The organism is Candidatus Poriferisodalis sp. (assembly GCF_965237655.1).
Taxonomy (GTDB): Bacteria; Actinomycetota; Acidimicrobiia; order Acidimicrobiales; family Poriferisodalaceae; genus Poriferisodalis.
The window spans coordinates 1,645,697-1,669,012 of sequence record NZ_CBDEGB010000002.1; the positions used below are offsets into that span (position 1 = coordinate 1,645,697).

Annotated in this window: 22 protein-coding genes; 1 reads left to right on the forward strand and 21 read right to left on the reverse strand. The window is 65.4% G+C overall.

The genetic code is table 11. From position 1 onward, the window contains the following. Positions 1–24: 24 nt before the first annotated feature. The 3 genes from ACPXYO_RS15685 to ACPXYO_RS15695 are packed head-to-tail and all read right to left on the reverse strand — an operon-like array spanning position 25 to position 2,188. The gene (locus tag ACPXYO_RS15685; RefSeq protein ID WP_423922458.1) at positions 25–975 is read right to left on the reverse strand and encodes an RluA family pseudouridine synthase; all 951 of its coding nucleotides are present in this window, start codon (positions 973–975) and stop codon (positions 25–27) included. Continuing rightward, complete coding sequence (lspA, locus tag ACPXYO_RS15690; RefSeq protein ID WP_423922461.1) at positions 972–1,493, reverse strand: signal peptidase II; 522 nt, start codon at positions 1,491–1,493, stop codon at positions 972–974. The genes ACPXYO_RS15685 and lspA overlap by 4 nt, the downstream gene beginning before the upstream one ends. An 11-nt stretch (positions 1,494–1,504) precedes the next feature. Beyond that, on the reverse strand, positions 1,505–2,188 hold the full coding sequence (locus tag ACPXYO_RS15695; protein WP_423922464.1) for a histone H1-like repetitive region-containing protein: 684 nt from the start codon (positions 2,186–2,188) through the stop codon (positions 1,505–1,507). Positions 2,189–2,354: 166 nt separating this feature from the next. Here ACPXYO_RS15695 and ileS point away from each other — a divergent pair, with 166 nt between their 5' ends. Beyond that, complete coding sequence (gene ileS / locus ACPXYO_RS15700) at positions 2,355–5,588, forward strand: isoleucine--tRNA ligase (protein WP_423922466.1); 3,234 nt, start codon at positions 2,355–2,357, stop codon at positions 5,586–5,588. 41 nt (positions 5,589–5,629) lie between these two features. Here ileS and ACPXYO_RS15705 read toward each other — a convergent pair whose 3' ends face one another. The 18 genes from ACPXYO_RS15705 to ACPXYO_RS15790 all read right to left on the reverse strand — a co-directional run bounded on the left by ACPXYO_RS15705 (position 5,630) and on the right by ACPXYO_RS15790 (position 23,142). Next, positions 5,630–6,391 (reverse strand): hypothetical protein, encoded by a 762-nt coding sequence (locus ACPXYO_RS15705; protein WP_423922469.1) that lies wholly within the window; start codon positions 6,389–6,391, stop codon positions 5,630–5,632. Between the two features lie 21 nt (positions 6,392–6,412). After that, positions 6,413–6,676: a YggT family protein gene (locus ACPXYO_RS15710; RefSeq protein ID WP_423922472.1), complete on the reverse strand. Its 264-nt coding sequence runs from the start codon at positions 6,674–6,676 to the stop codon at positions 6,413–6,415. Between the two features lie 31 nt (positions 6,677–6,707). Next, entirely contained in the window at positions 6,708–7,205 is a 498-nt protein-coding gene (locus ACPXYO_RS15715) for a cell division protein SepF (protein WP_423922475.1), read from the reverse strand. Positions 7,206–7,279: 74 nt separating this feature from the next. After that, on the reverse strand, positions 7,280–7,963 hold the full coding sequence (locus tag ACPXYO_RS15720; protein ID WP_423922478.1) for a YggS family pyridoxal phosphate-dependent enzyme: 684 nt from the start codon (positions 7,961–7,963) through the stop codon (positions 7,280–7,282). Further along, positions 7,956–8,642 (reverse strand): polyphenol oxidase family protein, encoded by a 687-nt coding sequence (locus ACPXYO_RS15725; protein WP_423922481.1) that lies wholly within the window; start codon positions 8,640–8,642, stop codon positions 7,956–7,958. The genes ACPXYO_RS15720 and ACPXYO_RS15725 overlap by 8 nt, the downstream gene beginning before the upstream one ends. Positions 8,643–8,750: 108 nt before the next feature. Next, positions 8,751–9,827, reverse strand: coding sequence for a cell division protein FtsZ (gene ftsZ, locus ACPXYO_RS15730; RefSeq protein WP_423922483.1), 1,077 nt, complete (start codon positions 9,825–9,827; stop codon positions 8,751–8,753). 140 nt (positions 9,828–9,967) lie between these two features. Further along, positions 9,968–10,720 (reverse strand): cell division protein FtsQ/DivIB, encoded by a 753-nt coding sequence (locus ACPXYO_RS15735; RefSeq protein ID WP_423922486.1) that lies wholly within the window; start codon positions 10,718–10,720, stop codon positions 9,968–9,970. A 2-nt stretch (positions 10,721–10,722) separates the two neighbouring features. Further along, positions 10,723–11,682, reverse strand: a complete 960-nt coding sequence (murB, locus tag ACPXYO_RS15740) for a UDP-N-acetylmuramate dehydrogenase (protein ID WP_423922488.1) — start codon at positions 11,680–11,682, stop codon at positions 10,723–10,725. Then, entirely contained in the window at positions 11,672–13,051 is a 1,380-nt protein-coding gene (gene murC / locus ACPXYO_RS15745; RefSeq protein ID WP_423922491.1) for a UDP-N-acetylmuramate--L-alanine ligase, read from the reverse strand. Before murC ends, murB begins: the two co-directional genes overlap by 11 nt. Next, positions 13,048–14,214: a UDP-N-acetylglucosamine--N-acetylmuramyl-(pentapeptide) pyrophosphoryl-undecaprenol N-acetylglucosamine transferase gene (locus ACPXYO_RS15750; protein ID WP_423922494.1), complete on the reverse strand. Its 1,167-nt coding sequence runs from the start codon at positions 14,212–14,214 to the stop codon at positions 13,048–13,050. Before ACPXYO_RS15750 ends, murC begins: the two co-directional genes overlap by 4 nt. Before the next feature lie 39 nt (positions 14,215–14,253). Beyond that, positions 14,254–15,369 (reverse strand): putative lipid II flippase FtsW, encoded by a 1,116-nt coding sequence (gene ftsW / locus ACPXYO_RS15755; protein ID WP_423922497.1) that lies wholly within the window; start codon positions 15,367–15,369, stop codon positions 14,254–14,256. Beyond that, the gene (gene murD / locus ACPXYO_RS15760; RefSeq protein ID WP_423922500.1) at positions 15,366–16,802 is read right to left on the reverse strand and encodes a UDP-N-acetylmuramoyl-L-alanine--D-glutamate ligase; all 1,437 of its coding nucleotides are present in this window, start codon (positions 16,800–16,802) and stop codon (positions 15,366–15,368) included. Before murD ends, ftsW begins: the two co-directional genes overlap by 4 nt. After that, on the reverse strand, positions 16,799–17,851 hold the full coding sequence (gene mraY / locus ACPXYO_RS15765; RefSeq protein WP_420623783.1) for a phospho-N-acetylmuramoyl-pentapeptide-transferase: 1,053 nt from the start codon (positions 17,849–17,851) through the stop codon (positions 16,799–16,801). The genes murD and mraY overlap by 4 nt, the downstream gene beginning before the upstream one ends. Then, entirely contained in the window at positions 17,848–19,332 is a 1,485-nt protein-coding gene (locus tag ACPXYO_RS15770; protein ID WP_423922503.1) for a UDP-N-acetylmuramoyl-L-alanyl-D-glutamate--2,6-diaminopimelate ligase, read from the reverse strand. The genes mraY and ACPXYO_RS15770 overlap by 4 nt, the downstream gene beginning before the upstream one ends. Before the next feature lie 9 nt (positions 19,333–19,341). Continuing rightward, on the reverse strand, positions 19,342–21,267 hold the full coding sequence (locus tag ACPXYO_RS15775; protein ID WP_423922506.1) for a peptidoglycan D,D-transpeptidase FtsI family protein: 1,926 nt from the start codon (positions 21,265–21,267) through the stop codon (positions 19,342–19,344). After that, positions 21,251–21,709 carry a hypothetical protein gene (locus ACPXYO_RS15780; protein WP_423922509.1) on the reverse strand — a complete coding sequence of 153 codons (459 nt, stop codon included), beginning with the start codon at positions 21,707–21,709 and terminating at the stop codon, positions 21,251–21,253. The genes ACPXYO_RS15775 and ACPXYO_RS15780 overlap by 17 nt, the downstream gene beginning before the upstream one ends. 33 nt (positions 21,710–21,742) lie before the next feature. Then, positions 21,743–22,699, reverse strand: a complete 957-nt coding sequence (gene rsmH, locus ACPXYO_RS15785) for a 16S rRNA (cytosine(1402)-N(4))-methyltransferase RsmH (protein WP_423922511.1) — start codon at positions 22,697–22,699, stop codon at positions 21,743–21,745. Beyond that, positions 22,696–23,142, reverse strand: coding sequence for a division/cell wall cluster transcriptional repressor MraZ (locus tag ACPXYO_RS15790; protein ID WP_419553174.1), 447 nt, complete (start codon positions 23,140–23,142; stop codon positions 22,696–22,698). The genes rsmH and ACPXYO_RS15790 overlap by 4 nt, the downstream gene beginning before the upstream one ends. Positions 23,143–23,316 lie beyond the last annotated feature (174 nt).

The window sequence follows — 23,316 nt, forward strand, 5'->3', positions numbered from 1 at the left end:
AGTTCGGCCGCTCAGTTCGTACATTCAGTTCATCGAGAATGCCGACGGGTCCGAACCGAACTCTCGCAGTGCTTCGACGAAGTCTGCGGGCATCGGAGCGGCAACGCTCATCTCGGCACCCGAGGCGGGGTGTTGGAATGTCAGCTGCGATGCATGCAACAGCGGACGGCTGATGCCGAAGGGATCGGGCACGCCGTAGGCGAGGTCCCCGAGCAGGGGCAACCCGATACTGGCCAGATGCACCCGGATCTGATGCGTCCGACCCGTGGAGAGCTGGCAGCGAAGCAGGGATGCCTCGACGGGGTACGTGAAGAGCTCAACGGTGCTGTAGTGCGTGCGAGCCTCGCGTCCGGTGGCCATCACCGCCATCAACGTGCGGTTGTGAGGATCTCGGCCGATGCGGGCATCGATGGTGCCTCTGGGCGAGGGCGGGTGTCCGCGTGCCAGGGCTGCGTAGATCCGGCGAACCTCTCGCCGCGAGATCTGTTCGATAAGGCCTTCGTATGCCAGTGGGCTGCGGGCGCACACCAGAGCCCCGCTCGTCCCCCGATCAAGCCGGTGCACGATGCCCGGCCTGTCAGGTTGACCGACTTCGGCCATGTCGGGGAACCGCGTGACGAGCGCGTCAGCGAGCGTTCCGTGGGAATGACCGCTGCCTGGATGGGTGACCACGCCGGACGGCTTGTTCACCACCACGACATCGGCATCGGCATAGAGGACATCGAACGGGACGATCTCAGGCTCCCGCTCGATGACGGCATCGGGAGCCTGCTCCGGCAACACCTCGACCACCTCGTTGGGCGCGAGTCGTCTCGAACCCACGGGCGACACCTCGCCGTCGATGAGGACGCAGCCGTCGGCCACCATCTTCGCCGTCTCGGACCGTGACCGCCCTGTCAGCAGCGACAGCGCCCGGTCGAGGCGTTCCCCTGCCAGGGAGGCGGGGATCTCGAACCTGCGGCGTCGCTCGTTCACTCAGGCGCCCCCTCCGGGGTTCGGAGGGAACGCCTCTCAGTGCGATACAGGTGGAACAGCACGATGACGAGTCCGACGGTGATCGAGGCGTCCGCCAGGTTGAAGATCGGCCACCACTGAAGATCGACAAAATCCACGACTGCACCCCGACCCCAGCCCGCCCCGCGAAACAAGCGGTCGGTGAGATTGCCCAGTGCCCCGCCAATGATCCCTCCGAGACCGCTCGCAGCCCATCCTGCTCGGACGCGCCGACGTGACGACCACAGCACGCCGATGATCACGATGGCGGCCAGCGCCAGTACGGGACCGAGACCGCTCCCTGCCGAGAAGGCGAAGCCGGTGTTGTGGACGAGTCGCAGGCGCAGCGTCCACACCAGATCGATGATCCGATCGTCGAGTGCAACGACGGCCCAGGCTTTCGTGATCTGGTCAATACAGAGAACGACGAGCGAGGAGATCACGACCTTGAAATTGCGCGCCAAGCGATCTGGTGAGGCAGCCGGCCGGTTCGCGAACACCTGGGGCCCAGCTAGGGCCGCCGCCACGCCGGACCGCTGCTCTTGACCTCCACACGCATTGATGCGTGCGGGATGGCCTCTAAGCGTTCCTTGGGGATCGGCTTTCCCGACACGATGCAGATGCCGTACGTGCCGTCTTCGATACGCGCGAGCGCAGCGTCAATCTCGGCGATTTCCTCGCGTTCTCGAGCAGAGATCTGCAGTGCCCGATCACGCTCGACGGCGATGGAGTCTCCTTCGCCGGACTCCTCGTCGAATTGCACATCACCGGGCTCGCGCTCGTTGACAAGCTGCTCGGCTTCGGCTTCGTATCGCTCCGCGTGCGCGGTGTAGCGGCGACGCTCTGCCAGCAGCGCTTGGTGCTGCTTCTCCAGGAACACTGCGCCAAAACGCGGCTTCGCTGGTTTGCGGCGTGGTGCGGTCTTCTTCGCAGCTGTCTTTGAGGCGGCGCCAGTCTTGCGGGCGTCAGTCTTGCGGGCGTCAGCCTCACGGGCGCCGGTCTTGCGGGCGTCAGTCTTGCGGGCGTCAGCCTCACGGGCGCCGGTCTTGCGGGCGTCAGTCTTGCGGGCGTCAGTCTTGCGGGCGTCAGTCTTCTTTGCAGCAGCATTGGCGCCGGAAGGGTTCGCGGCATTCTTGGGTGCCGGAGCCTTCTTCGCGGCAGTCTTGCGGGCAGCAGCCTTCTTCGCAGTAGCCATGGCCCCTCCCCTGCTCAGCGAAGCGGCAGTCTAGGTCTCCACTCCTCGAAGCGGGTGGCGGATATGGGCTCCGTCGATTTCCGTGTTCCAGGGGTACCCTCACCATCTCGTGGGCCAGCCCGCACCATCGCTGGGACGATGACACAGCCTGCAGGAGGCCCTGGTGATGCGAGAGCCGACTGACACCTTGTACCCACGTGTATCTGCCCAACCTGATTTCCCTCGAATCGAGGAGAGAATCCTTGCGCGCTGGCAGGACGAGGGAACCTTCGAGGCGTCGATCTCCAACCGCCCCACGGACGACGAGTTCGTCTTCTACGACGGACCTCCTTTTGCGAACGGTTTGCCCCACCACGGTCACCTGCTGACCGGCTACGTCAAGGATGTAATCCCCCGTTACCAGACGATGCGCGGCCACCGTGTCAACCGGCGATTCGGCTGGGACTGCCATGGGCTGCCCGCCGAGATGGAGACCGAACGTGAACTCGGCGTGAGCGGGCGGGCCGCCATCACCGAATTCGGTATCGAGCGTTTCAATGCCCAGTGTCGCGACTCGGTGCTGCGGTACACCGCCGAATGGCGCAAGACCATCACGCGACAAGCCCGATGGGTGGACTTCGACAACGACTACAAGACGATGGATTTGCCCTACATGGAATCGGTCATGTGGGCGTTCAAGCGACTCTGGGATCAGGGCCTCGTCTACCAGGCATTCCGGGTCATGCCGTACTCGTGGGGCGCCGAGACCCCACTGTCCAATTTCGAGATCCGGCTCGACGACGCCACAAGGCCACGCCAGGATCCCGCCATCACGGTCTGGTTCGAGCTTGATGACGCCGGTGACACGGCTGGCGCAGCCGGCGCAAGCGACACAGCCGGCGCCAGCGACACAGCGGGCGCAGCCGGCGCAAGCGCCACACACGGGCCCCTTCGGCTGCTGGCGTGGACGACGACGCCATGGACCCTGCCTTCCAATCTGGCGATCGCCGTCGGCGGGGATATCACCTATGCCGTTGTGGAATCTCCGGCGCTCGGTTCTGGTCGCTACGTGCTCGCATCTGACTGTCTCGAGCACTATGCCGCAGACCTTGAGCCGTTCACGGTAGTCGGAACGCTGAGCGGCGCTGAGCTGGCGGGGCGTCGCTACGCGCCGATGTTCGAGTTCTTCGACCATCGCAGCGAAGCCTTCCGGGTGCTCAACGGCGACTTCGTGGACACTTCAGAGGGCACCGGCGTTGTTCACTTGGCGCCAGGCTTTGGCGAGGACGATCAGATCATCTGCGAAGCCGACGGCATAGAGATCGGCGATGCCGTCCCGGTGGATGATCGCGGTTGCTTCACCGAGCCAGTGTCGCCGTGGGCGACCCTCAACGTCTTCGAGGCGAATCCGCAGATCATCACGGAGCTGAAGAGTCGCGACCGGGTGCTGAGACACGACAGCTACGAGCACAACTACCCGCACTGCTGGCGCACCGACACGCCGATCATCTACAAGGCCATCAGTTCGTGGTACGTCAAGGTCACGGCGATCTCGGATCGCTTGGCGCAGACCAACCAGCAGATCAACTGGGTGCCCGACCACGTTCGCGACGGCCGGTTCGGGCAGTGGTTGGCGGGCGCCCGCGACTGGTCGATCAGCCGCAACCGATTCTGGGGTTCGCCCATCCCGATCTGGGTCAGCGACGATCCCGAATACCCCCGTATTGACGTCTACGGCAGCCTCGACGAGCTTGAAGCTGATTTCGGCGTGCGCCCGATTGACCTGCATCGGCCCTTCATCGATGAGCTGACGCGAACCAATCCCGACGACCCCACAGGCCGCTCGACGATGCGGCGGGTGCCCGAAGTGCTCGACTGCTGGTTCGAATCGGGTTCGATGCCATTCGCGGCAGTGCACTACCCGTTCGAGAACTCCGAATGGTTCGAGAACAACTTTCCCGCCGACTTCATCGTGGAGTACATCAACCAGACGCGCGGCTGGTTCTACACGCTCCATGTCCTGGCGGGAGCGCTGTTCTCCCAGCCGGCGTTCCAGAACGTGATCTGCCATGGGATCTTGCTGGCGGCTGACGGCAACAAGCTGTCCAAGCGGTTGCGGAACTACACCGAACCCAGCGACATCTTCGCCAACCAGGGCTCAGACGCCCTGCGTTGGTACCTGATGGCGACAAACATCGTTCGCGGCGGTGACACACGCATTTCTGACGCCGGCATCGATGAGGTCGCCCGTCAAGTTCTGATCCCAATTTGGAACGCGTACGCGTTCTTCACGCTATATGCGAACGCGGACGGCTACGAGGCGCAGTTCCGTGTCGATTCGGACAACGTGCTGGATCGCTACCTGCTGGCCAAGACCAGAGCCACGCTGGAGTCGGTCACGGCCAGCTTCGACGCCTACGACCTCCCTGGCGCGACCGCCGAGCTGCAGGCCTTCATCGACGCCCTCAACAACTGGTACATCCGCCGTAGCCGTGGTCGATTCTGGGGTGAGGCCGCGATTGCTTCGCCTGTGGGTGACGGCCGGCCGACCGGCGATCTTGACGCCTTCGACACCCTGTACACGGTGTTGCAGATCTTCTCATCCATGGCGGCCCCGCTGCTGCCGATGATCGCCGAAGAGATCTACGGCGGGCTGACCGGCGGCGACAGCGTGCATCTGAGCGACTGGCCGGATCCGGCCACGCTGCCGTGGGACCCAGCACTGGTCGAGCGCATGGACGCTGTGCGCGCTGCTGCCTCCGCTGCGTTGCGGGTACGCGAGGACGCAGGCTTGCGAGTGCGGTTGCCGTTGCGGCGCGTCACGGTGGCCGGTGCGGGGGCCGAGCAGCTTGAACCGTTCGCTTTCTTGCTGGCGGAAGAAATCAACGTCGCAGAAGTTGTGCTGAGCGACCAGTTGGGCGCGGTGGCGACACTCGTGTTGCGTCCTGAGGGATCCGCGCTCGGGCCCCGACTGGGCGGCGCAGCCCAAGAGGTATTCGCCGCTGCTCGTTCGGGTGATTGGCGTTCCGAACCGGATGGCACCGTTGTTGCAGGCAGGCACCAGCTGCGCGAGGGCGAGTTCCAGTTGAGCCTGCAACCCGCCGACCCCAGCACAACCTCAGTGCTCGACGCTCAGCAGCTTGTCGTCGTGCTTGACACCACGGTCACACCCGAACTCGAAGCCGAGGGCGCCGCGCGCGATCTGATTCGCAATATTCAGCAAACGCGCAAGGAAGCGGGTCTCGACGTCACCGACCGGATCAGCCTGAAAATCCGCTGGACTCCACCGAACTTGGACGACATTCGTCGTCACGAGCTTTTGGTGACAGCTGCGGTCCTCGCTGAAGAGATCGACTGGTTCAGCGGCGGGGACGAGCCCGAGATTGAGCTCGCTGTATTTGCAGAGGCTGCTGGCGCCTAGGCCTGCCGGCTGCGCCGGATGTGTCCTAGGCCGACTGTCGCCTAGGCCGACAGTGGTTCCTTGCGAATCAGCGCCTCCAGGAAGGGATCGTCGAGTTCCGCGAGCGCGAGCGGCGGCCGGTCCGCATCGAAGACGACATCTTCGTCGTCGTCGTCGTCAACGTCATCATCGCCGAACCCAGAACCTGCTTCACGGATCGACTCGTAGGCGGCCTCAGTCCGGCCAGCAACTCCAGCGGAACTGGCGGCGAGCGGTGCGACGATGGATGGCATGGCGGCCGGCTCGGGGCCAGAGCGCACTGACGCCGCCACGGGTTCGACATCGGGCAGATCCTGGCCGATCAAGTCCTCTTCGGCCTGGTCATCCTCGTCGGCCTCGACTTCGACGGTCCCAGCGGTCGCTCCGGTGCTCGCCGGGAAGGGCTCGAGGGCAATATCCGGTTCCTCGGCTTCGATGACGTCAACGCTGTAGCCAGCGTCGGAGAGCGACCTGGAGATCTCGGCCCGCACGAGACCCGACAGCGCCTCGGTGAGATCGTCAGTCGCTGATTTGAAGACGTCATCCAGTGCTTGAGTACCGGCTGCCTGGAGCTCCGCAAGAGCCTCGGCGATCTGTGCGACGGTCTCGGGCGAGAGCTGAACCTCCACCGGACGCGATGGCGATCCCGATTCCACGCTGGTCATGCGATGGTCGATCTCAGTGACCTGTGCCGCAAGAGATGCGATCTGCACACCGAGGCGCTCAAGCACACCAGTGCCTTCGGTGCTGGGGGTTTCGACGGGTGGGGGTGTCGGGCTTGCCATGGCGCGGAATTTACCAGCGTCTCAACAGCGCAGCAGCATGCCGGACACGAGCACCTGCAATCCGATGATCAGCACGATCGGCGAGAGATCAAGCGCAACCCGGCCCAGTCGTATCGCAGGCAGTGCCCGCCGAAGCGGCCCCATGACCGGCTCGGTGATCCGCACTAACCAGGTCCGCACCACCATGACTGGACTGTCAGGGGACAGCGGGATCCAGCTGAACAGAACGCGAGCGAAGACTGCGAAGACGTACAAATTCGTCAGCGTGCACAGCAGGCCTCTCATCGTTCGGCCAGGTGGCCCGGGTTGGAGCGTTTCAGCGGTCGACGCCCCCTGTTGGAACCGTTTGATGTTCGCTGTCGTTCACCACGACATTTGCCGGCACGAGCATGTACACGGCGTTCGCAACCTTTCGCATCTCTCCATCGCGGGCGTAACACAGGCCGCTGGCGAAATCCAGCAGCCGACGTGCTGTGTCGCGGTCGAGTCCTTGCAAGTTCAGGATGATCGGTTGGTCGCGCTTGAAGCGGTCGCCGATCTGCTGCGCGTCGTCGAACATGCGGGGCATCAGCACGAACGGCTGTACTGCCGATGTCGCCACGCGGCGCACAGCGGATGTCGGTACGGGCGCCCCCGAGTGCGGTGTTGCCGACGGTGGTCGTTCGACCACTGTGACGCCGCTCTGGCTCGTTTGATCGGCGAAAGCATCCGGCGCGGGCATTTCGCCCGGCAGGGCGCGCTCGGCCGGCAGCGCATAACTGTCGTCGGGGCCGAGGCCCAGATAGCTCATCGCCTGCTTCATGAACGAAGCCATGCAGTACCTCAATAAGAGCAGCTTCGATTGGAGACTGTCTCGGTTGCAAAGAGTACCGACTCGCCAAGATACGGTCAGGCACCCCGCGTAGAGGCGGCCCGCGGCGGTCGATTGCCGAACAGGGCGGTCCCGATGCGCACCATCGTCGAACCCGCCCGGATTGCTTCTTCGAGGTCAGCGCTCATTCCCATGCAGCGGTGCTCGAGGTCGTGGTGATCCGCAAATCGAGCGACCTCGGTAAACGCTGCTTCGATCTGCGATGACGTGCCTTGAGGCCCGATCGCCATACAGCCCTGAACATCGAGTCCGGACTGGCGGGCGGCAGCAACCAGCGGCGGAGCCTCGGAGAGCGGGCATCCGCCCTGGGTGGCAGTGCCGCTCACATCGACCTGCACAAAGATCGCGGATCGGGGACTGTGCCGTGCAATCTGTTCGACAAGCCGTGTCCGGTCCACGCTCTGCCACAGATCCACCACACCTGCCAGCGGTCGCACTTTGTTGGACTGCAGCCGTCCGATGAAGTGGACCTCGATCGTGCTCCTGGTCTCCGGCAGCAGCTGATCCCACTTCCCTTGCAGTTCCTGGGCGTAGTTCTCGCCGATCATTCCCAAGCCGGCAGCTGCCGCGGCGTCGATTGCAGAGGCGTCGAATCCCTTCGTCACAGCCACGATGCCGGTCCGAGCTGGGTCGCCCCCGGCGTCAGCAATCCGGTATTTGACGCGTTCGACGCGTTGGCGGACCTGTCCGGCATCAATCACCGGACTCGTCTCCTGCTCCGTCGGCGTCCAGGCAGACCAGCAGCGCAGTCCGGCCCTTCTCGGCACGAGTCCGGTGCGAGAAGTAGCGACCATCGCAGGCTGTGCAGCGATCCAGCTCGGTGTCGAGAATCGCTCCCCCGCTGCGAAGCGTCCGCCGGGCAGCCTCGCCAAGGTCAAGCGCCGGCGTTTCCCACGCAGTCCTGCTCGCCACTGAGGGGCCGAAGGAACTCACGGCAGCGTCGAGTTCATCTGGCCCGAATTCGTAGTGCAGGCGGCAGATGTGAGGCCCGACGATCGCACGGATGTGGCGGATCCCGTGACGTCCGAGTTCCGCGAGCGTCGCCTCGACAACACCGCCGAGCAGACCGCGCCATCCCGCGTGAACCGTCGCAACAGCACCACGACCTCTCGCATCTGTCCCGTACAGCGCGATCGGCACACAGTCCGCTGTGCGCACTGCGAGGGTCGCTCCAAGCGTCATCGTCCACGCAGCGTCGGCGCTAGTGCCGCGATGCTCCCCAGGATGGGAAACCCGGACGATCTGCGTGCCGTGGGTCTGCTTGAGGACGGTGACCGCGCTGGGACCGAATTCCACCAGGGGGGCGCAGTCGCCGTCGCTGCGTTCAGTGACGGCGATGCGCACCGTGCCGGTCCCGCAGCGCCGGCGCAGTGTCAGCATTGCGAGTGCCGACCCGTTCGGCTTACGCCGTTTCGCAGCCGCGTGGCCACGTCAACGCACGGCATCGCTGTGCCGTCGTTCGACGGGGATGCACCCTCGCCCGGGGCGTCACCGCAGGAAGCTGGGTACGTCGAACGATTCGTCGTCCTCGTCGAGGTCGCCGAATGGGTCGGCCAAATCGTCAGCTTCTTCGGAGCCTGCGTAGTCGCCGAGGGTGGTGCCTCCGGAGCGAGACGGCGTGTATCGGTCAAAGCCCGCCGCGATGACGGTGACACGGATTTCTTCTCCGAGCGAGTCGTCGATCACCGTGCCGAAGATGATGTTGGCGTCGGCGTGTGCCACCTCGCGGATCACTTCCGCCGCCTCGTTGACCTCGAACAGCCCCAGTTCGGGTCCGGCGGCAATATTCAGCAAGATGCCGCGGGCTCCATCGATGGACTCCTCGAGCAGCGATGACGACACCGCTTGGCGAGCAGCGTTCTTGGATCGGTTCTCGCCATGTGCACGGCCGATTCCCATCAGCGCCGTGCCGGCGTTGGACATAATCGCCTTCACGTCTGCGAAGTCGGTGTTGATGAGGCCAGGAGTCGTGATGAGGCCCGAAATGCCGGACACGCCCTCACGCAGCACGTCGTCGGCCATCCGAAAGGCATCGATGATCGACGTGTGCTCGCTCGCCACCGTCAACAGCCGGTCGTTCGGGATCACGATCAAGGTGTCGACTCGTTCCTTGAGCCGTTCGATGCCCTGCTCAGCCTGGATCTGACGGCGTTTGCCTTCGAAGGCGAAGGGGCGGGTGACCACGCCGATGGTCAGTGCACCGACTTCCTTGGCGATTTCTGCGACGATCGGCGCACCACCGGTTCCGGTGCCTCCGCCTTCCCCAGCGGTGATGAACACCATGTCCGCGCCCTGCATTGCTTCTGCGATCTCATCCCGGTGTTCCTCGGCCGCCCGGGTGCCGATCTCGGGGTCGCTCCCCGCTCCAAGTCCGCGCGTCAGCTGGCGACCGATGTCCAGTTTGACATCAGCGTCGCTGAGCAGCAGCGCTTGAGCGTCGGTATTGATGGCAATGAATTCGACGCCGCCAAGGCCGACATCGATCATCCTGTTGACGGCGTTCGAACCACCGCCGCCGACGCCCACCACCTTGATGATTGCCACGTAATTCTGTGGTGAGGCCACAGGGCTCCTCGCGTTCGCTGGCCGGCCGCGACATCAATCGTGCCGTCGGCAGGCACCTCCTAGGGAAAATAGCGCAATCCACGACAGTACCGATGCCTCCGTTAATGGGCAAGACCCGCGCAATGGGATGACCTGGCCGATCAGTTGGCTCCGCGGACCACCGGGAGATGCGGAACCGATACATCGAGGATGTCACCTGAGTGCTCGAGATCGGAGATGACTGCGGCAATTGCGGCCGTCTTCGCACTGATCGCCGACTGGTCTCCCAGCGCCACCTCGAACACGACACCGCCCGGTTGTTGCCGGACGCGTGCCCTCACGTCCCCGCGCCCGTCACGCCACAACGCAACGACTGTGAAACCGTGCTGGCCGCGCGCTGCGTCGAGGACCCCAAGCAGGGCTTCGGCATCGCTGGCGAGGTAGCCGCCTGGTTCCGGCGCAGCGGAAATCCCCGACAACCGCGGCAGTTCGGGTGGGGCTGCGAGCGGTGATGTGAGGATTCGGCCTTCAATATCGGTGAGTACCCAGCTGCGGGGCGCGGCGAGTGCCAACGCCACCGCCGTTCGCTCGACAACGTCCACTTCCACCGTCGCGGGCCATCGCCGCCAGATCCGAGCGTCGGCGATCCACGGCAGTTCCTCGAGCGATTGCTCTCCATGTTCGGTATCCAAAGTTCCCATGAAGTCACCGGCGCGAATGCCTGCTGCCCGGTACGCCTCGTCGTAACTCACTCGATGCAGACCGCTGAAGTGGATCCGATCGACCTCAAACGTGCCTGCGGCGAGAATGATCGTGCCGATCGAGAGCACGAGCGCTGTGAGCGCAACTCCGATCACCCAACGCTTGGGGCCTTTCCCTCCCGGTGCGGCGGCCTCCGCAGGTTCGCCAGGCACGCTCAGGTAGGGATCGGTGCGGCACCGAAACCAACCATGCGGATCTCGGGCTGCAGCACGATGCCCGACGAATCCGCGACACGGCGGCGGACCTCGGCCATCAGTGCGACGACATCGGCTGCAGTTCCGCCGGGGTCCGAGACGATGAAATTCGCGTGCAAACGCGAGACCTCGGCCGTGCCGATACGCAAGCCGCGCAGCCCTGCTTGATCGATGCGTGCGCCTGCGGACTCTTGTGGCGGGTTCATGAAGACCGAGCCGGAGTTCTGGCCGCCTGGCTGGTGTTCTCTGCGCCAGCGGACGATCTCCGCGATCTGGTCGGTCACCTTTGAGGGAAGTGCGCGATGCCCTTGCAATCGCGCACTCACCACGACATGGCGGTTCGCCAAACCACTGTGGCGGTAGCCCAGATCGAGAGCATCGACGGGGCGAGGCTGCTGCACTGGGGGTGCTGAGGGGCCTTCCAGGTCGGCAATGTCGGCGTCGATCAGGCAGGACGCAATATCGCTGCCATGCCCGCCTGCGTTCATGCGCACGGCCCCGCCAACAGAACCCGGGACTCCCACAGCCCATTCGAGCCCGCCGATCCCTGCTGCGGCGCATTGGCGCGCGAGCACGGGCAATGCCACCGCTGCACCAGCGGTGAGCGTGGCGTTCGCGTGATCGAATTCGATGGTGTTGTAGGCATCTCCAAGCAGCAGTGCGATTCCTTCAAAACCCCGGTCCGCGACCAGCAGGTTCGATCCTCGTCCGACAACGAGGATTTCCAGCCCGGAGGCGGCACCGGCTTCTCGCGCCCGTTGCAGGTCGGCGAGGCCATTGGCCACGAATGCCACCGCAGCAGGCCCTCCGACTCGCGACGTGGTGATCGAGCCCAACGGTGCATCGATGCGAGCGTCGTAGCCCAAGGCTGCTGCGGCTCGTCGGACCGCATCGGGATCGGACCATCGCTCAGTGGGCATGCAGCAACTCATCTGCGAGCGTCGTCAGGTCTCCCGCTCCCAAGGTGAGGCACAAGTCACCTGCTCGCAGGTTCGCACGCAGGTACGAACGCAGCTCAGCCCGCCCCGGGAGATACGCCACGGAGGCGTAGGGATGCGAGTCGAGAACGACGCCGAGCACAAGTTCTGTGGACACGCCAGGCCGTGGCACCTCGCCGGCGGGGTAGATGTCGGTGAGGACCAACTGGTCGGCGCCTCCGAATGAGTCCGCGAAGTCCTGCCACAGCGCCGCGATCCGCGAGTAGCGATGGGGTTGGAAAACCGCAACGATGCGATTCCAGTCCCCGCTGCGAGCCGCAGCGATTGCGGCCGTCACTTCAGCCGGAAGGTGCGCATAGTCGTCGATGAACGAGATGCCGTCGCGCTCGCCCCGCCGTTCGAATCGCCTGGCCACACCCGCAAAGCGCCCCAGTGCCTCGATCATCGGTGAAGCTGTGGCGCCGAGTTCGAGTGCTGCGGCCAGCGCACCAGCGGCGTTCGTGACGTTGTGCAGCCCAGGCAGCGGCAGTTCGCAGCGCCCGATCGAGGTGGTGCCCGCGAACAACTCGAACTCTGCACCGCTGCGCGAACTTCGTGCGCCAATGATCCGGTATTTCGCCTGCTCAGATCTTCCGTACGTCACGCAGCCGCCGACGCGCTCTGCCATCGCGGCGGCCTGTGGGTCATCGGCGCACACCACGCGCGGCCCGTTCGCGCTGCTGCAGAAGCGTTCGAATGCCCCCGTGAGCGAGTCGAAGCTGCCGTAGTGATCAAGGTGATCGGGCTCGATGTTTGTCACGAGCACCGCGTCGGCGCCGAGTTGGAGGAACGTTCCGTCGGACTCGTCGGCCTCGACAACGAACCACTCCCCCGCCATGTCCCAGACGGCGCCCGAGCCGATCTCGTTGAGCTCACCGCCAACCAAGAACGACGGGTGCTCTCCGGCAGCAACGAGACAGAGCGCCAGCATCGACGACGTGGTCGTCTTGCCATGGGTCCCTCCGACCGCCAGTGTCCTCTTGCGCTGGCAGATCTGGCTGAGCAGTTCGGCTCGACTGAGGACCGGTATCCCCCGGCGCCGGGCTTCGGCGAGCTCCACATTGCTCGAGGGCACAGCGCTCGAATGCGCCACGATGTCCGCGGACCCCACATTGACGGCGTCGTGGCCGATTGCTGTTCGAGCTCCGTGGGCGGCGAGCCGCGTCATTCCCGGGCCCGGTCTCAGATCACTGCCGCTGAGGGCATGACCCATCTCCGCGAGCACCAGCCCGATCGCATTCATTCCCGCACCCCCAGCCCCTACCAGGTGGATGCTGCGAGATTCGGCCAGATCGGGCTGCGTCCTGGTCACGATGTGGGTTCCTTCGGCGAGCGCTCCCTCATCACGACAGAGCCCGGGACCACCGAGCTGTGCTCGATCACGAGTTGTGCGACGCGTTCTGCAGAGTCTCGACGACCGAAGGTCGCAGCGGGGGCAGCTTGCGTTCCCCTGTCAATTCCTCTGGGGCCGCCGAGTTCCGACATCTGGTCGATCTCGGCAAGCACCCGCTGCGCATCGAGTTCGGCATCCGGCACCGCGCGTGCCTGACCGGTCGACACCAAGTGTTCGGCATTGCGGCGCTGATGGTCGTTGGTTGCGATGGGCAAGGGCACGAGCACCGCCGGAGTGCCGATCACCGACAACTCGGCAACGGTGGAAGCTCCGGCGCGGCAGATCACCAGGTCAGCTGCAGCCAGCGCCAAGGGCAACTGCTCGTCAAAGGGCACAGTTCGGTACCACTCGGTGACGTCCGAACCGTCGGGGCGCGGCGCTGGGTGCGGCGGGCGGTCATCCCAATCTCGTTTGCCTACGACGTGATACACGAATACGCCGTCGCGGCCGCGCAGTGACGGAAGCGCCGACCACACGGCTGTGTTGATTCGAAGCGAACCCAGCGAGCCGCCGAACACCACGATGACGGTCGCATCGGTGGGCCAGCCGAGCCGGATGCGGGCATCGGCCGCCTCGAGCGCTGCCTGGGTGACCTCGGGGCGCACGGGATTGCCCGTCACCACCTCGCGCTGCAAGCCGGTTCCATGTACTGGCACCGCAGCCGCCCGTGCGAAGCGACCCAGCAGTCGGTTCGTTGCCGAGGCGACAGCATTCTGCTCTGCGATCACCAACGGCACTCTCCAAACCACGGCGCCGACCGTCGCGGGCAGCGCGGCGTAGCCGCCGAGCGACAGCACAGCGGCAGGTCGGCGTCTTCCGACGAGCGCGATCCCGCGCAACGTTGCCCAGGCCAAGCTCGCTGCCGCCAGTGCATTCGTCAGGTTGATTTGCCTCGCAGTGAGGCCTCGGCCACCAAGTGCGGTCAGACCGAAGCCCGCTGCCGGCACGATTTGTGCGTCCATTCCTCTGGTGCTGCCGACGAAATGGATCGCGCCGGCGGGCCACCCGCGTTCAGTCAGTGCGGCGGCCACGGCCAAGCCCGGCATGAGATGTCCGGCAGTTCCACCCCCGGCGATCAGCACGCTTGGTGCGGCAGAGGCTCTGTCGGGTGCGGGCACGGCTCAGTCGGACCGCCGGGTGACGTTCAGCAGCAACCCTGCGGCCGCTGAGGTGACCACCAAAGAGGAGCCGCCAAAAGAGAGGAATGGCAGCGTCACACCGGTCACCGGCAGCAATCCAACCACACCGCCGACGTTCACCAGCGTCTGCAGCACAAACCAGATCGAGATGCCGGCGGCCAGCAGCGAGCCGAACAGGTCAGGCGCCTTCTGACTCGTCCGGAAACCGCCGATGCCGACGACTCCCAATAGTGTCAGGAGCCCCAGCGCACCAAGAAGCCCCATCTCTTCGCCGACGATGACAAAGATGAAGTCGGTGGGGGCATTGGGCACCCATCCCCACTTCGCCTGGCCTGCTCCGAGTCCGGTGCCGCGCAGTCCGCCCTGTGCCAGGCCGACCAGGCTCTGGAACGTCTGGTAGCCGCTCGAGGCACGCTCGGAGATCGGATCGAGAAAGCCCGCGAGGCGCGCTCGGCGGTACGGCGCCGCATACACCAGCAGAGGCGCTGCAATTCCGACCATCAGGGCAATCTTGCCGAGGTCCCGGCCTGGCAAGCCTGCGACGAACAGCATCCCGACCCCGATGCCGACCAAGATCAGTGTGGTCCCTAGGTCCGGCTGCAGCAGCACGAGGGAACAGCCAGCGGTCAGCAGGAGCATCGTCGGGCGCAGGATCCGATCGGGACGGTCGATCTGATCTTTGCGAGCGTCGAGGAACGCGGCCATCGCAACGATCAGAGCCAGCTTCGCGATCTCCGACGGCTGAACACTGAGTTGCCCGATCTCGATCCAGCGACGAGCACCACCCGCGCGTTTGCCCACCGCCAGCACGATGACCAGCAGACTCACGCTGAGGGCTACAAGGGGCAGCGCCAGGCATCGCCAGCGCCGGTAGTCGATGCGAAGCGTCACCAGCAGCACGCCCACGGCGATGGCCGCCGACCACAGATGTCGTGTGAAGTACTGCAGGGGGCGGTCGGGCCCCTCGACCCCGGTCGCTGAGGTGGCAGACAGCACCAGGACCACCCCGGTGAGGAGCAGCAGGAAGACCGCGGACAGGAGTGCGGCGTACCGCACCGAAGGCCCCGATTGCGCGCGAGGAAGATCCAGCCGGCTCATCGCACGTCTCCGGAGCAGGTCTGGGGGTCAAGGCGCGATGCGAGATCCGATACGGCTGCGATGAAGTGCTCGCCCCGTTCGTGGTAGCTCGAGTACCAGTCGAACGACGCACATCCGGGTGACAGCACGACGTCTCCGGCCGGTTGGGCCATCCGGTAGGCGATTTCCACGGCATCGGACATCGAGTCCGCCACGGAGAGCTCGATCCGACCATGCACGGGTCGGCTGAAGCAGGCGATCACATCAGAGGCAGCCTCGCCGATCGCGACGACACCGCGTACATGGGCAGCCACCGCAGCGAGGTCGCCGAGATCGAGACCCTTGTTCCGCCCTCCCGCGATGAGGACCGCATCGGGGAATCCCCGGAGCGCGGCCACGGTGGCATGAGGTGCTGTCGCTTTGCTGTCGTCATGGAAGCTCACCGCTCCGATTCGCCCTGCGAGCGCGAGTCGGTGCGGTAGACCGTCGAACGAGTGCAATTCAGCCGCCACTGCCTCTGCGGAGGCCCCCATCTCCAATGCGATCGCCGCTGCTGCTGCGGCGTTCGACAGGTCGTGCGGCCGACGCCGCGGCAGTTCCCCAGCTGCCACGAGCGCTGTGTGATGCGCTACCAGGACGCCGTGCTCGTAGCGCACATCGCAGGCTGCATCGAGCGACTGAGGCGTCGCAAATGTCACACGGCGTGAGCGGATCCCCGACGTCCATGGCTCGACGTCGGGATCGTCGAACGGCACCACCGCGACATCGTCAGGGCCTTGGGCGGCCCAAATTCGCGCCTTGGAAGCGGCATAGTCCCCGAGATCGACATGCCAGTCGAGATGGTCGGGTGCCAGATTCAGCCACGCGGCCACAGCAGGGGCAAAGTTGAGGGCTCGGTGAAGCCTGAACGACGAGGCCTCCACGACGAAGGTTGAGACGTCCCGGTCGATCGCATCCACCAAGGCAACATCGGTGTTCCCGGCGCCCACTGCACTGATGCCGCTCCGGTTCAGCATTCGTTCGGTCAGCACCGTGACCGTCGTCTTGCCATTCGTACCCGTGATTGCGGCAAGCGGGCGGTTGTCCCACTGTGCCGCCAGATCCAGCTCGCTCACTACCGGCACTCCGGTCGCATCGGCGAACGTGTAACTGGGGTGCCGTGGCGGGACTCCTGGTGAGGGGACCACAGCGGCAGCGTTCGACACCAGAGCGCTGAGCAGACCGTGATCGGTGGAGTCGTGGATCTCCACGGAAGCGAGCCCTGCGGAGGCAACCCTCGCGGCAGCCCCCTCGGGGCGGTCGTCAGCCACGATGATCTCATGGCCTCGAGCCCCCAGCGCCGTTGCCACCGCGCATCCCGTCACGCCCATGCCGACGACCAGCACCGGTCCGTCGTCAGGACGTAGGGCGTCGAGCATCGGGCGGCGGGCATCCGAGGGATGATTGGGGCTCACAGCGAACCTGCCGGCAGTTCGACCAGGTCGAGACTCAAGAAGTCGGCGTAGTAAAGGCCGAGCGCGAGTGCCACGAGCAGGCTGTTCACGACCCAGAGGCGGATGAGCACGGTGGTCTCTGGCCACCCGCCTAACTCGAGGTGATGGTGCATGGGGGCCATCCGGAGCAGGCGGCGGCCGAAGAGCCGGAACGAGCCGACCTGGACGATGACAGACGCCGTCTCGATGACGTACAGGCCGCCGATGACGGGCAGCAGCAGATCTACGTGCAGAAGCATCGCGAGCCCGCCCATGGCGGTGCCGATGGCCAGCGAGCCCGTGTCGCCCATGAAGATCCTCGCCGGCGGCGCGTTCCACCACAGGAACCCCACGCAGGCGCCAGCCATGGCAGCAGCGACGATGGCGAGATCCAGCGGATGCTTGACGTCATAGGAGATCGGGTGACGGAATGCCCAGTAGCCGACGACCACGAACGCGGCGAAAGCCACTGAAGCGGCGCCTGCGGCAAGGCCGTCCAGGCCGTCGGTCAGGTTCACGGCGTTGGAAGTGCCCAGAATGATGAGCACAGCCCACAGGATCCACACAGCGGCGGGGACTCGCAGTGCGTTTCCGCTCAGCCGAGTGAAGCCAATCGCCGCGTCGAGATTTACCCACCACACCGACGCAGCCGCGAATCCGACGCCCACTGCGATCAAACCGATCAGCTTGGCCCGCTTGTTCAACCCCAGATTGCGTTCACGGCTCACCTTGATCCAGTCGTCGGCCAAGCCGACGAGGCCCGCAGCGCTGACTGCCGCTAGCAGCACGATGCCCGAGCGCGTCATGACCGTCTCGGCGCGCAGGTGACTGACCACGTAGCCCACCACGGCGGCAGCCACGACTGCGGCACCTCCCATTGTCGGCGTGCCGGCCTTTGTGATGTGCCCCCGGGGACCGTCGAGGCGAATCGGCTGGCCGACGCCGCGTGCCTGCAGCCACGGCACGAGATATCGCGTGCCGATGAGCGATACGAACATCGCGGAGCTGGAGGCGATGAGCAGGGCGATCATTGCTTCGCACTCCTGCGAATCTGCAGTGCGTCGGCCGCGACGGTTGCGTCGTCGAACGGCGTTGAGCGGCCTGCGGTCACCTGGGTGGTCTCGTGACCCTTCCCTGCCACCACGACGACGTCCCCAGCCCGCGCACCCTCGATGGCAAGCGAGATGGCCAGGGATCGATCGAGTTCGACGTACAGGCCGTCGCCGGTGTCATGTCGCCCGCCGGCACCAGTGGCGATCTCTGCCGCGATGTCGGCGGGATCCTCGCTGCGAGGGTTGTCGGAGGTCAGGACCAGCATGTCCGCGTGGTGATCTGCTGCGGCGCCCATGGGTGCCCTCTTGGATGGATCACGATCGCCACCCGCACCGAAGACCGCCCAGAGGCGGCCATCGGGACCACTCAGTTCGCGAGCACTCGCCAGCGCCGCGGCGAGTGCTTCGGGCTTGTGGGCATAGTCGACGAGGACGGTGATGTCATCGCCGGGACCGTTCACGGGCCACAAACGCCCTCGCACCGGTTTCACCGCGGCGATAGCGGGTGCAATGGCACTGTTGTCGAATCCGAGCGCGCTCGCTGTTGCCGCTGCAGCCGCCACGTTCGCCGCGTTGAATCGTCCGAGCAGCCCGCACTGGATCGGTCGGCCGCGCCATCGACCGCTGAGCCCATTGACGCTCACGGTGACGTCCTCAATGTCGGAGGGCTGCCATTCGACCACTGTGCCGGTTGTACCAGCGGCCATGGCTGCCAACCGGCGACCCCATCTGTCGGCCACGTTCACCAGTGCTATTTCGCAGCGGCCGTCAAAGAGTCGCGCCTTTGCGTCGAAGTAGTCCTCCATCGTGATGTGGAAGTCGAGATGTTCATGACTCAGGTTGGTGAAGACACCGGCCGTGAAGCTGGCACCGTCGACCCTGCCGAGTGCGAGGGCGTGCGATGACACTTCGAGCACGACCATCTCAGTTCCCGCATCTGCGGCTTCGCTGAGGCGTCGGCACACCTCTGGCGCCTCCGGTGTGGTGTGCGGCCCAACCAGGGTGCCCATCACCTCGCATGAGGTTCCGCAAGCGCGAGCGATGGCGCCGATCGCGTGCGCCACCGTGGTCTTGCCAGAGGTCCCGGTAACGCCGACGACCGCGCAGCGGCGCCACGGCTGGCCCCATACCGCAGCTGAAGCGGGGCCCAGCGCACCTCGCACACTGGGCACGGCGATCTGGGGCACACCAACGTCGAGGACGCGCTCGACCATCAGCGCAGCGGCGCCTGCCGTGATCGCCTCAGACGCAAACGCGTGACCGTCGTGGTGCCGACCCACCACGCAGCAGAACAGCATCCCGGGCGCGACTGAGCGACTGTCGTGGGTGATGCCGTGCACGAGCGCGGCTCCACCGTCCGTCTCGTCGGCGTGGCGACCCGACGGCGCAACATAGGTTCCGCCGATCTCGGAGGCCAAGCGCTGCACCGGGATCGGGATCGCAGAGCGCGGCGAGCTCATGGGCCGTTCTCATGCATCGGGCGAGACCTGCAGCATCCGCAACGCGTACTCGGCAACTTCAGCGAACACCGGTGCCGCCACTATGCCGGCCCGGTACTCGTCGGGTTCATCGAGGACGACAACCACGGTGAGTTCTGGACGATCAGCCGGGAGGAAACCTGCAAACGAGCTCGTGTACGCGTCGGAGCTGTACCCGCCGTCGGGACTGGGCTTCTGCGCCGTGCCGGTCTTGCCGGCTACCCGGTAACCGTCAATGGCGGCCCGCTTGCCCGTTCCTTCAGCGACCACGTCGGCCAGGATCGATTTCAATTCCCCAGCTGTATGTGGCGATAGGACACGGCGCGTCACAGCAGGGTCAGCCGGCCGCAGCGCTCCGTTGCTGTCCACGCTTCCCAGGACGAGCCTAGGCGTGACATAGACGCCGTCGTTGGCAATGGTGTTGTAGGCGGCGGCGAGTTGCACCGCTGTCACTGCGATGCCCTGACCGAACGCAATCGTGGCCAAGTCCGTGCCTCGCCATTGGTTCGCGGCACGCAAGATGCCGCGGCTCTCGCCGGGCAGCGCTGGGGCGCCCTCAGCCCCGGTCAGGCGACCGAAGCCGAACGCCCGCAAGGAGCGCTGCAACTCGGCTGCGCCGAGTCGTTCGGCCAGCCTGATCGTGCCGATGTTTGACGAGTGGATGAGGATTTCCGCCGTCGTCATCTGGCGGTCAACGTCGGAGTACGGCTCGGTGAATTCCTTGTCGGCGAACATGTAGGCGGCTGGTGTCGAATGGCTCTCAGTGGGCGTGGTCACGCCCGCTTCCAGCACGGCGGCGACCGTGAAGCTCTTCGCGACCGAGCCTGGCTCGAATGCGTCGGTGTATGCCGGGTTGTATGCCACCGGCCCGATCTGTCCAGTCTCGGAGTCGCGGGCCACGCCAGCCAGTGCAAGCACATCGCCTGTGTCGGTCTGCATCACTACCACCATGCCGCCGCGCGCACCGGTCGAGTGGACAGCGGCGCTCAGCGAGCGCTCGGCAACCCACTGCATCTGGGTATGCAAGGTGAGGACCACGTCGTCGCCGTGGCTGACCGGCTCAAAGAGCTCGGTCCCCGTTGGGAGCGGCATCCCGCTCTGAGTGATCCGAGCGACCTCGAGACCGTCTGTTCCGTCGAGTACTTCGGTGAACTGCTTCTCGGCACCTCCCAGCGGGTTCTGGTCGATGTCGACAGCTCCGAGCAGACCGCGAGCGAAATCGTCTCCGTTGGGCCGCAACCGTGAGGATTCACCGCGCACACCGACACCTTCGAGCTGCAGCTCCTGTACGGCCAGCCCTTCCGATGGACTGACCTGGCGCGCCACGTAGACGAAGTGCCGATCGCTCGCGAGCCGTTCGGCGATGACACCGATGTCAATGTCCAACACTGACGCCAAGGCTGTCGCAGTCTGATGCGGGTCGGTGACGAGGCGAGGGTCAGCCCAGATTGTGGGCAGGTTGTGGGACACTGCGAGGAGGTTCAGGTTTCGATCCAGGATCGCTCCACGTACCGATTCGAGTTCCCACTGAGCGGTCCCCTGGCGCTCCCCCAGCGCGGCGTAGGTCTCGCGGTCGAGCACCTGTACTTGGACCAGGCGGGCCGCAAGGGTGGCCAGGGCAATGGCTGTCGCGATGATGAGCAGGAGCGCTCGGCGACGCGGCGGGCCGGTTCGAACCTTGCGTCGGTGCGACTTGGGCGGCGCAGAGTCAGTATCAGCCGTGCGCCCGGATTCGAGGGCCGATCCAGGCGCGCCGACCGATGGGTGCCAGTGCAGTTCGGCTGGTGCATGAGATCGCCGAGTGGTTGTGGAATCGGCGTGCGCAACAGGCGGACGCAACCCTGGCGGGGCACCCATCGATGGGTGCCAGGGCGCCCGGGCTACGCGGCGTTCGTCTCGGTCAAGAACGTCGGTCATGCGCTGTAGACGCATCGGTCAGCAGCGTCTTGATCGAGAGCCAATCTCCGCCCTGGTGGACGGTGCGTGACGGGGGCGACACCGCAGCGATGTAACGCGGCTCGATCCGCACGTCGATCGGATCCGCCGCGTTGACGAGGCCGAGCGCGCCAATTCCCATCAACTCGATTTCCGCCGGACCATGAAGTGTCTGCAGCTCGTAGCGAAGATCGATCAGGCGTTCCCGCTCGACCGCGATCTCCGATTCCAGCTCGGAGAGGCGGTACTGGCCTGCAGCCAGCATCGAGTGGAACACACCTAGTCCCGCAAGCAGGGCGATCGTCGCAGCCGCCAGGAGCGCGGTGACGCCCACGAGCCGCAGGCCCACGGCGCGACGTCCGCCGATGCGCACCAACTCTGGTGGCGTATCCGCGACGGTGAGGTGGGCGGTGGCGAGAGCCATCGAACGCTGCTCGGTTCAGGGGCCGCTTGCAGATCAGCGGCTGGCGTGCTCGAGCCGCTCAGCGGCCCGCATCATGGCGCTGGAGGCGCGGGAGTTGTTCTCGACCTCGGTTGCGCTCGGCCGCACAACCTTGCGACGCAACAGCCGAACCGTGGGTGCGGCGCCGCAGATGCACGGCAACGTCGACGGGCACTCGCAGACGCCGTCTGCTGCTTCTCGCAGAATGATCTTCACGATGCTGTCTTCTCCTGAGTGATAGGCGAGAGTTGCAAGGCGCCCACGTGGTTGCAGGCGCGCGAGCGCAGCTCGCATTGCGGGTTCGATGAGGTTGAGTTCGTCATTCACTTCGATGCGGATCGCTGCGAACGTGCGCATCGCCGGATGGCGCCGGCCACGTCGAGCCGCTGCGGGCACAGCTGCCCGAACGGTGTCGGCCAGTTGCGCAGTGGTGTGCAGCGGTCGTGCTGCGACGATCGCCGCAGCGATGCGGTTCCCATGACGCTCTCCGGCGTTGTGCCGCAACAGATTGCGCAACTCTTCGAGGTCATAGGTGTTGACGACGGTTCCCGCATCGAGTCCCGCCCGGGGGTCCATGCGCATGTCCAGCGGGGCGTCGTAACGGTGCGAGAAACCACGCTCGGCGGCATCCAGTTGGTGGCTGCTGACGCCGAAGTCGAACAGTGCGCCGACGAGGGGTCCTTCCTTGCTGGCATCGATCAGCTCGCCCAGAAGATCGAAGGGTTCGCAGCAGTAGGTGACGCGATCACCGAAGGGCGCGAGCCGTTGTCGTGCGGCCGCGATCGCCGCGGGATCGCGGTCGATGCCGAGCAGTCGCCGTTCGGAGTGCTGCCCCAGGAGTACCTCCGCGTGGCCGCCGCCTCCCAGGGTCGCGTCGACGAACAACCCGCCGTCAAGCGGCGCGAACACCTCGGCGATCTCGGAGACCATGACCGGTTGGTGAAACGACCTGGTGGCCGCCGCAGCGCTCATGACTGCTCCGATGCTGTGCCGCCGCTCTCGGGCGCCGCCAGGAGCGATTCGCCTTGGGCGTTCATCTCCTGCCAGCGACCGGCATCCCAGATCTCGACCTCGTCGATGGCGCCGATCACCACGCATTCGCGCTGCAGGCCTGCAAATCGTCGCAGTTCCTCGGGAATGGCGATCCGACCCTGCTTGTCAGGCAGGACCCGTGCCGCCCCCGCGCCGAATGAGCGCTTGGCGGCACGTCCATAGGGCCCACCCGAATGTGAACGCTCGGACATCTGTGCTGCGATCTCGCCGAATCGGTCTGGTGTCATCAGTGCGAGACAGCCTTCGCTGTGCTTGATGAGGAAGCCCGATGGCTCGAACGCGCCGCGGAAACCCGCTGGGAGCACGATGCGGCCCTTGGCATCGAGCGAGTGCTCATGCCGGCCGACGAAAAGACTCTCCACCGCAGGGCCTCCGCAGCGTCCGATTGGGAACCTGGATTGTATGGGCATATGTACCCCTACAAACCACTTCGCACCACTTTATGGGTAAAACACCCACAATGTCCACCCCACGTGTGTCAGATCACCCAAGTCGGCTGCCAGCACCGTCCCGAAAACCAGGCCCCGGCGCAGATC

Coding starts and splice junctions, on each gene's coding strand:
- ACPXYO_RS15695 (WP_423922464.1), bottom strand. CDS start 2,188: ATGGCTACTGCGAAGAAGGCTGCTGCCCGCAAGACTGCCGCGAAGAAG.
- ileS (WP_423922466.1), top strand. CDS start 2,355: ATGCGAGAGCCGACTGACACCTTGTACCCACGTGTATCTGCCCAACCT.
- ACPXYO_RS15705 (WP_423922469.1), bottom strand. CDS start 6,391: ATGGCAAGCCCGACACCCCCACCCGTCGAAACCCCCAGCACCGAAGGC.
- ACPXYO_RS15710 (WP_423922472.1), bottom strand. CDS start 6,676: ATGAGAGGCCTGCTGTGCACGCTGACGAATTTGTACGTCTTCGCAGTC.
- ACPXYO_RS15715 (WP_423922475.1), bottom strand. CDS start 7,205: ATGGCTTCGTTCATGAAGCAGGCGATGAGCTATCTGGGCCTCGGCCCC.
- ACPXYO_RS15725 (WP_423922481.1), bottom strand. CDS start 8,642: ATGCTGACACTGCGCCGGCGCTGCGGGACCGGCACGGTGCGCATCGCC.
- murB (WP_423922488.1), bottom strand. CDS start 11,682: ATGCCCACTGAGCGATGGTCCGATCCCGATGCGGTCCGACGAGCCGCA.
- ftsW (WP_423922497.1), bottom strand. CDS start 15,369: ATGAGCCGGCTGGATCTTCCTCGCGCGCAATCGGGGCCTTCGGTGCGG.
- mraY (WP_420623783.1), bottom strand. CDS start 17,851: ATGATCGCCCTGCTCATCGCCTCCAGCTCCGCGATGTTCGTATCGCTC.
- ACPXYO_RS15770 (WP_423922503.1), bottom strand. CDS start 19,332: ATGAGCTCGCCGCGCTCTGCGATCCCGATCCCGGTGCAGCGCTTGGCC.
- ACPXYO_RS15775 (WP_423922506.1), bottom strand. CDS start 21,267: ATGACCGACGTTCTTGACCGAGACGAACGCCGCGTAGCCCGGGCGCCC.
- ACPXYO_RS15780 (WP_423922509.1), bottom strand. CDS start 21,709: ATGGCTCTCGCCACCGCCCACCTCACCGTCGCGGATACGCCACCAGAG.
- rsmH (WP_423922511.1), bottom strand. CDS start 22,699: ATGAGCGCTGCGGCGGCCACCAGGTCGTTTCACCAACCGGTCATGGTC.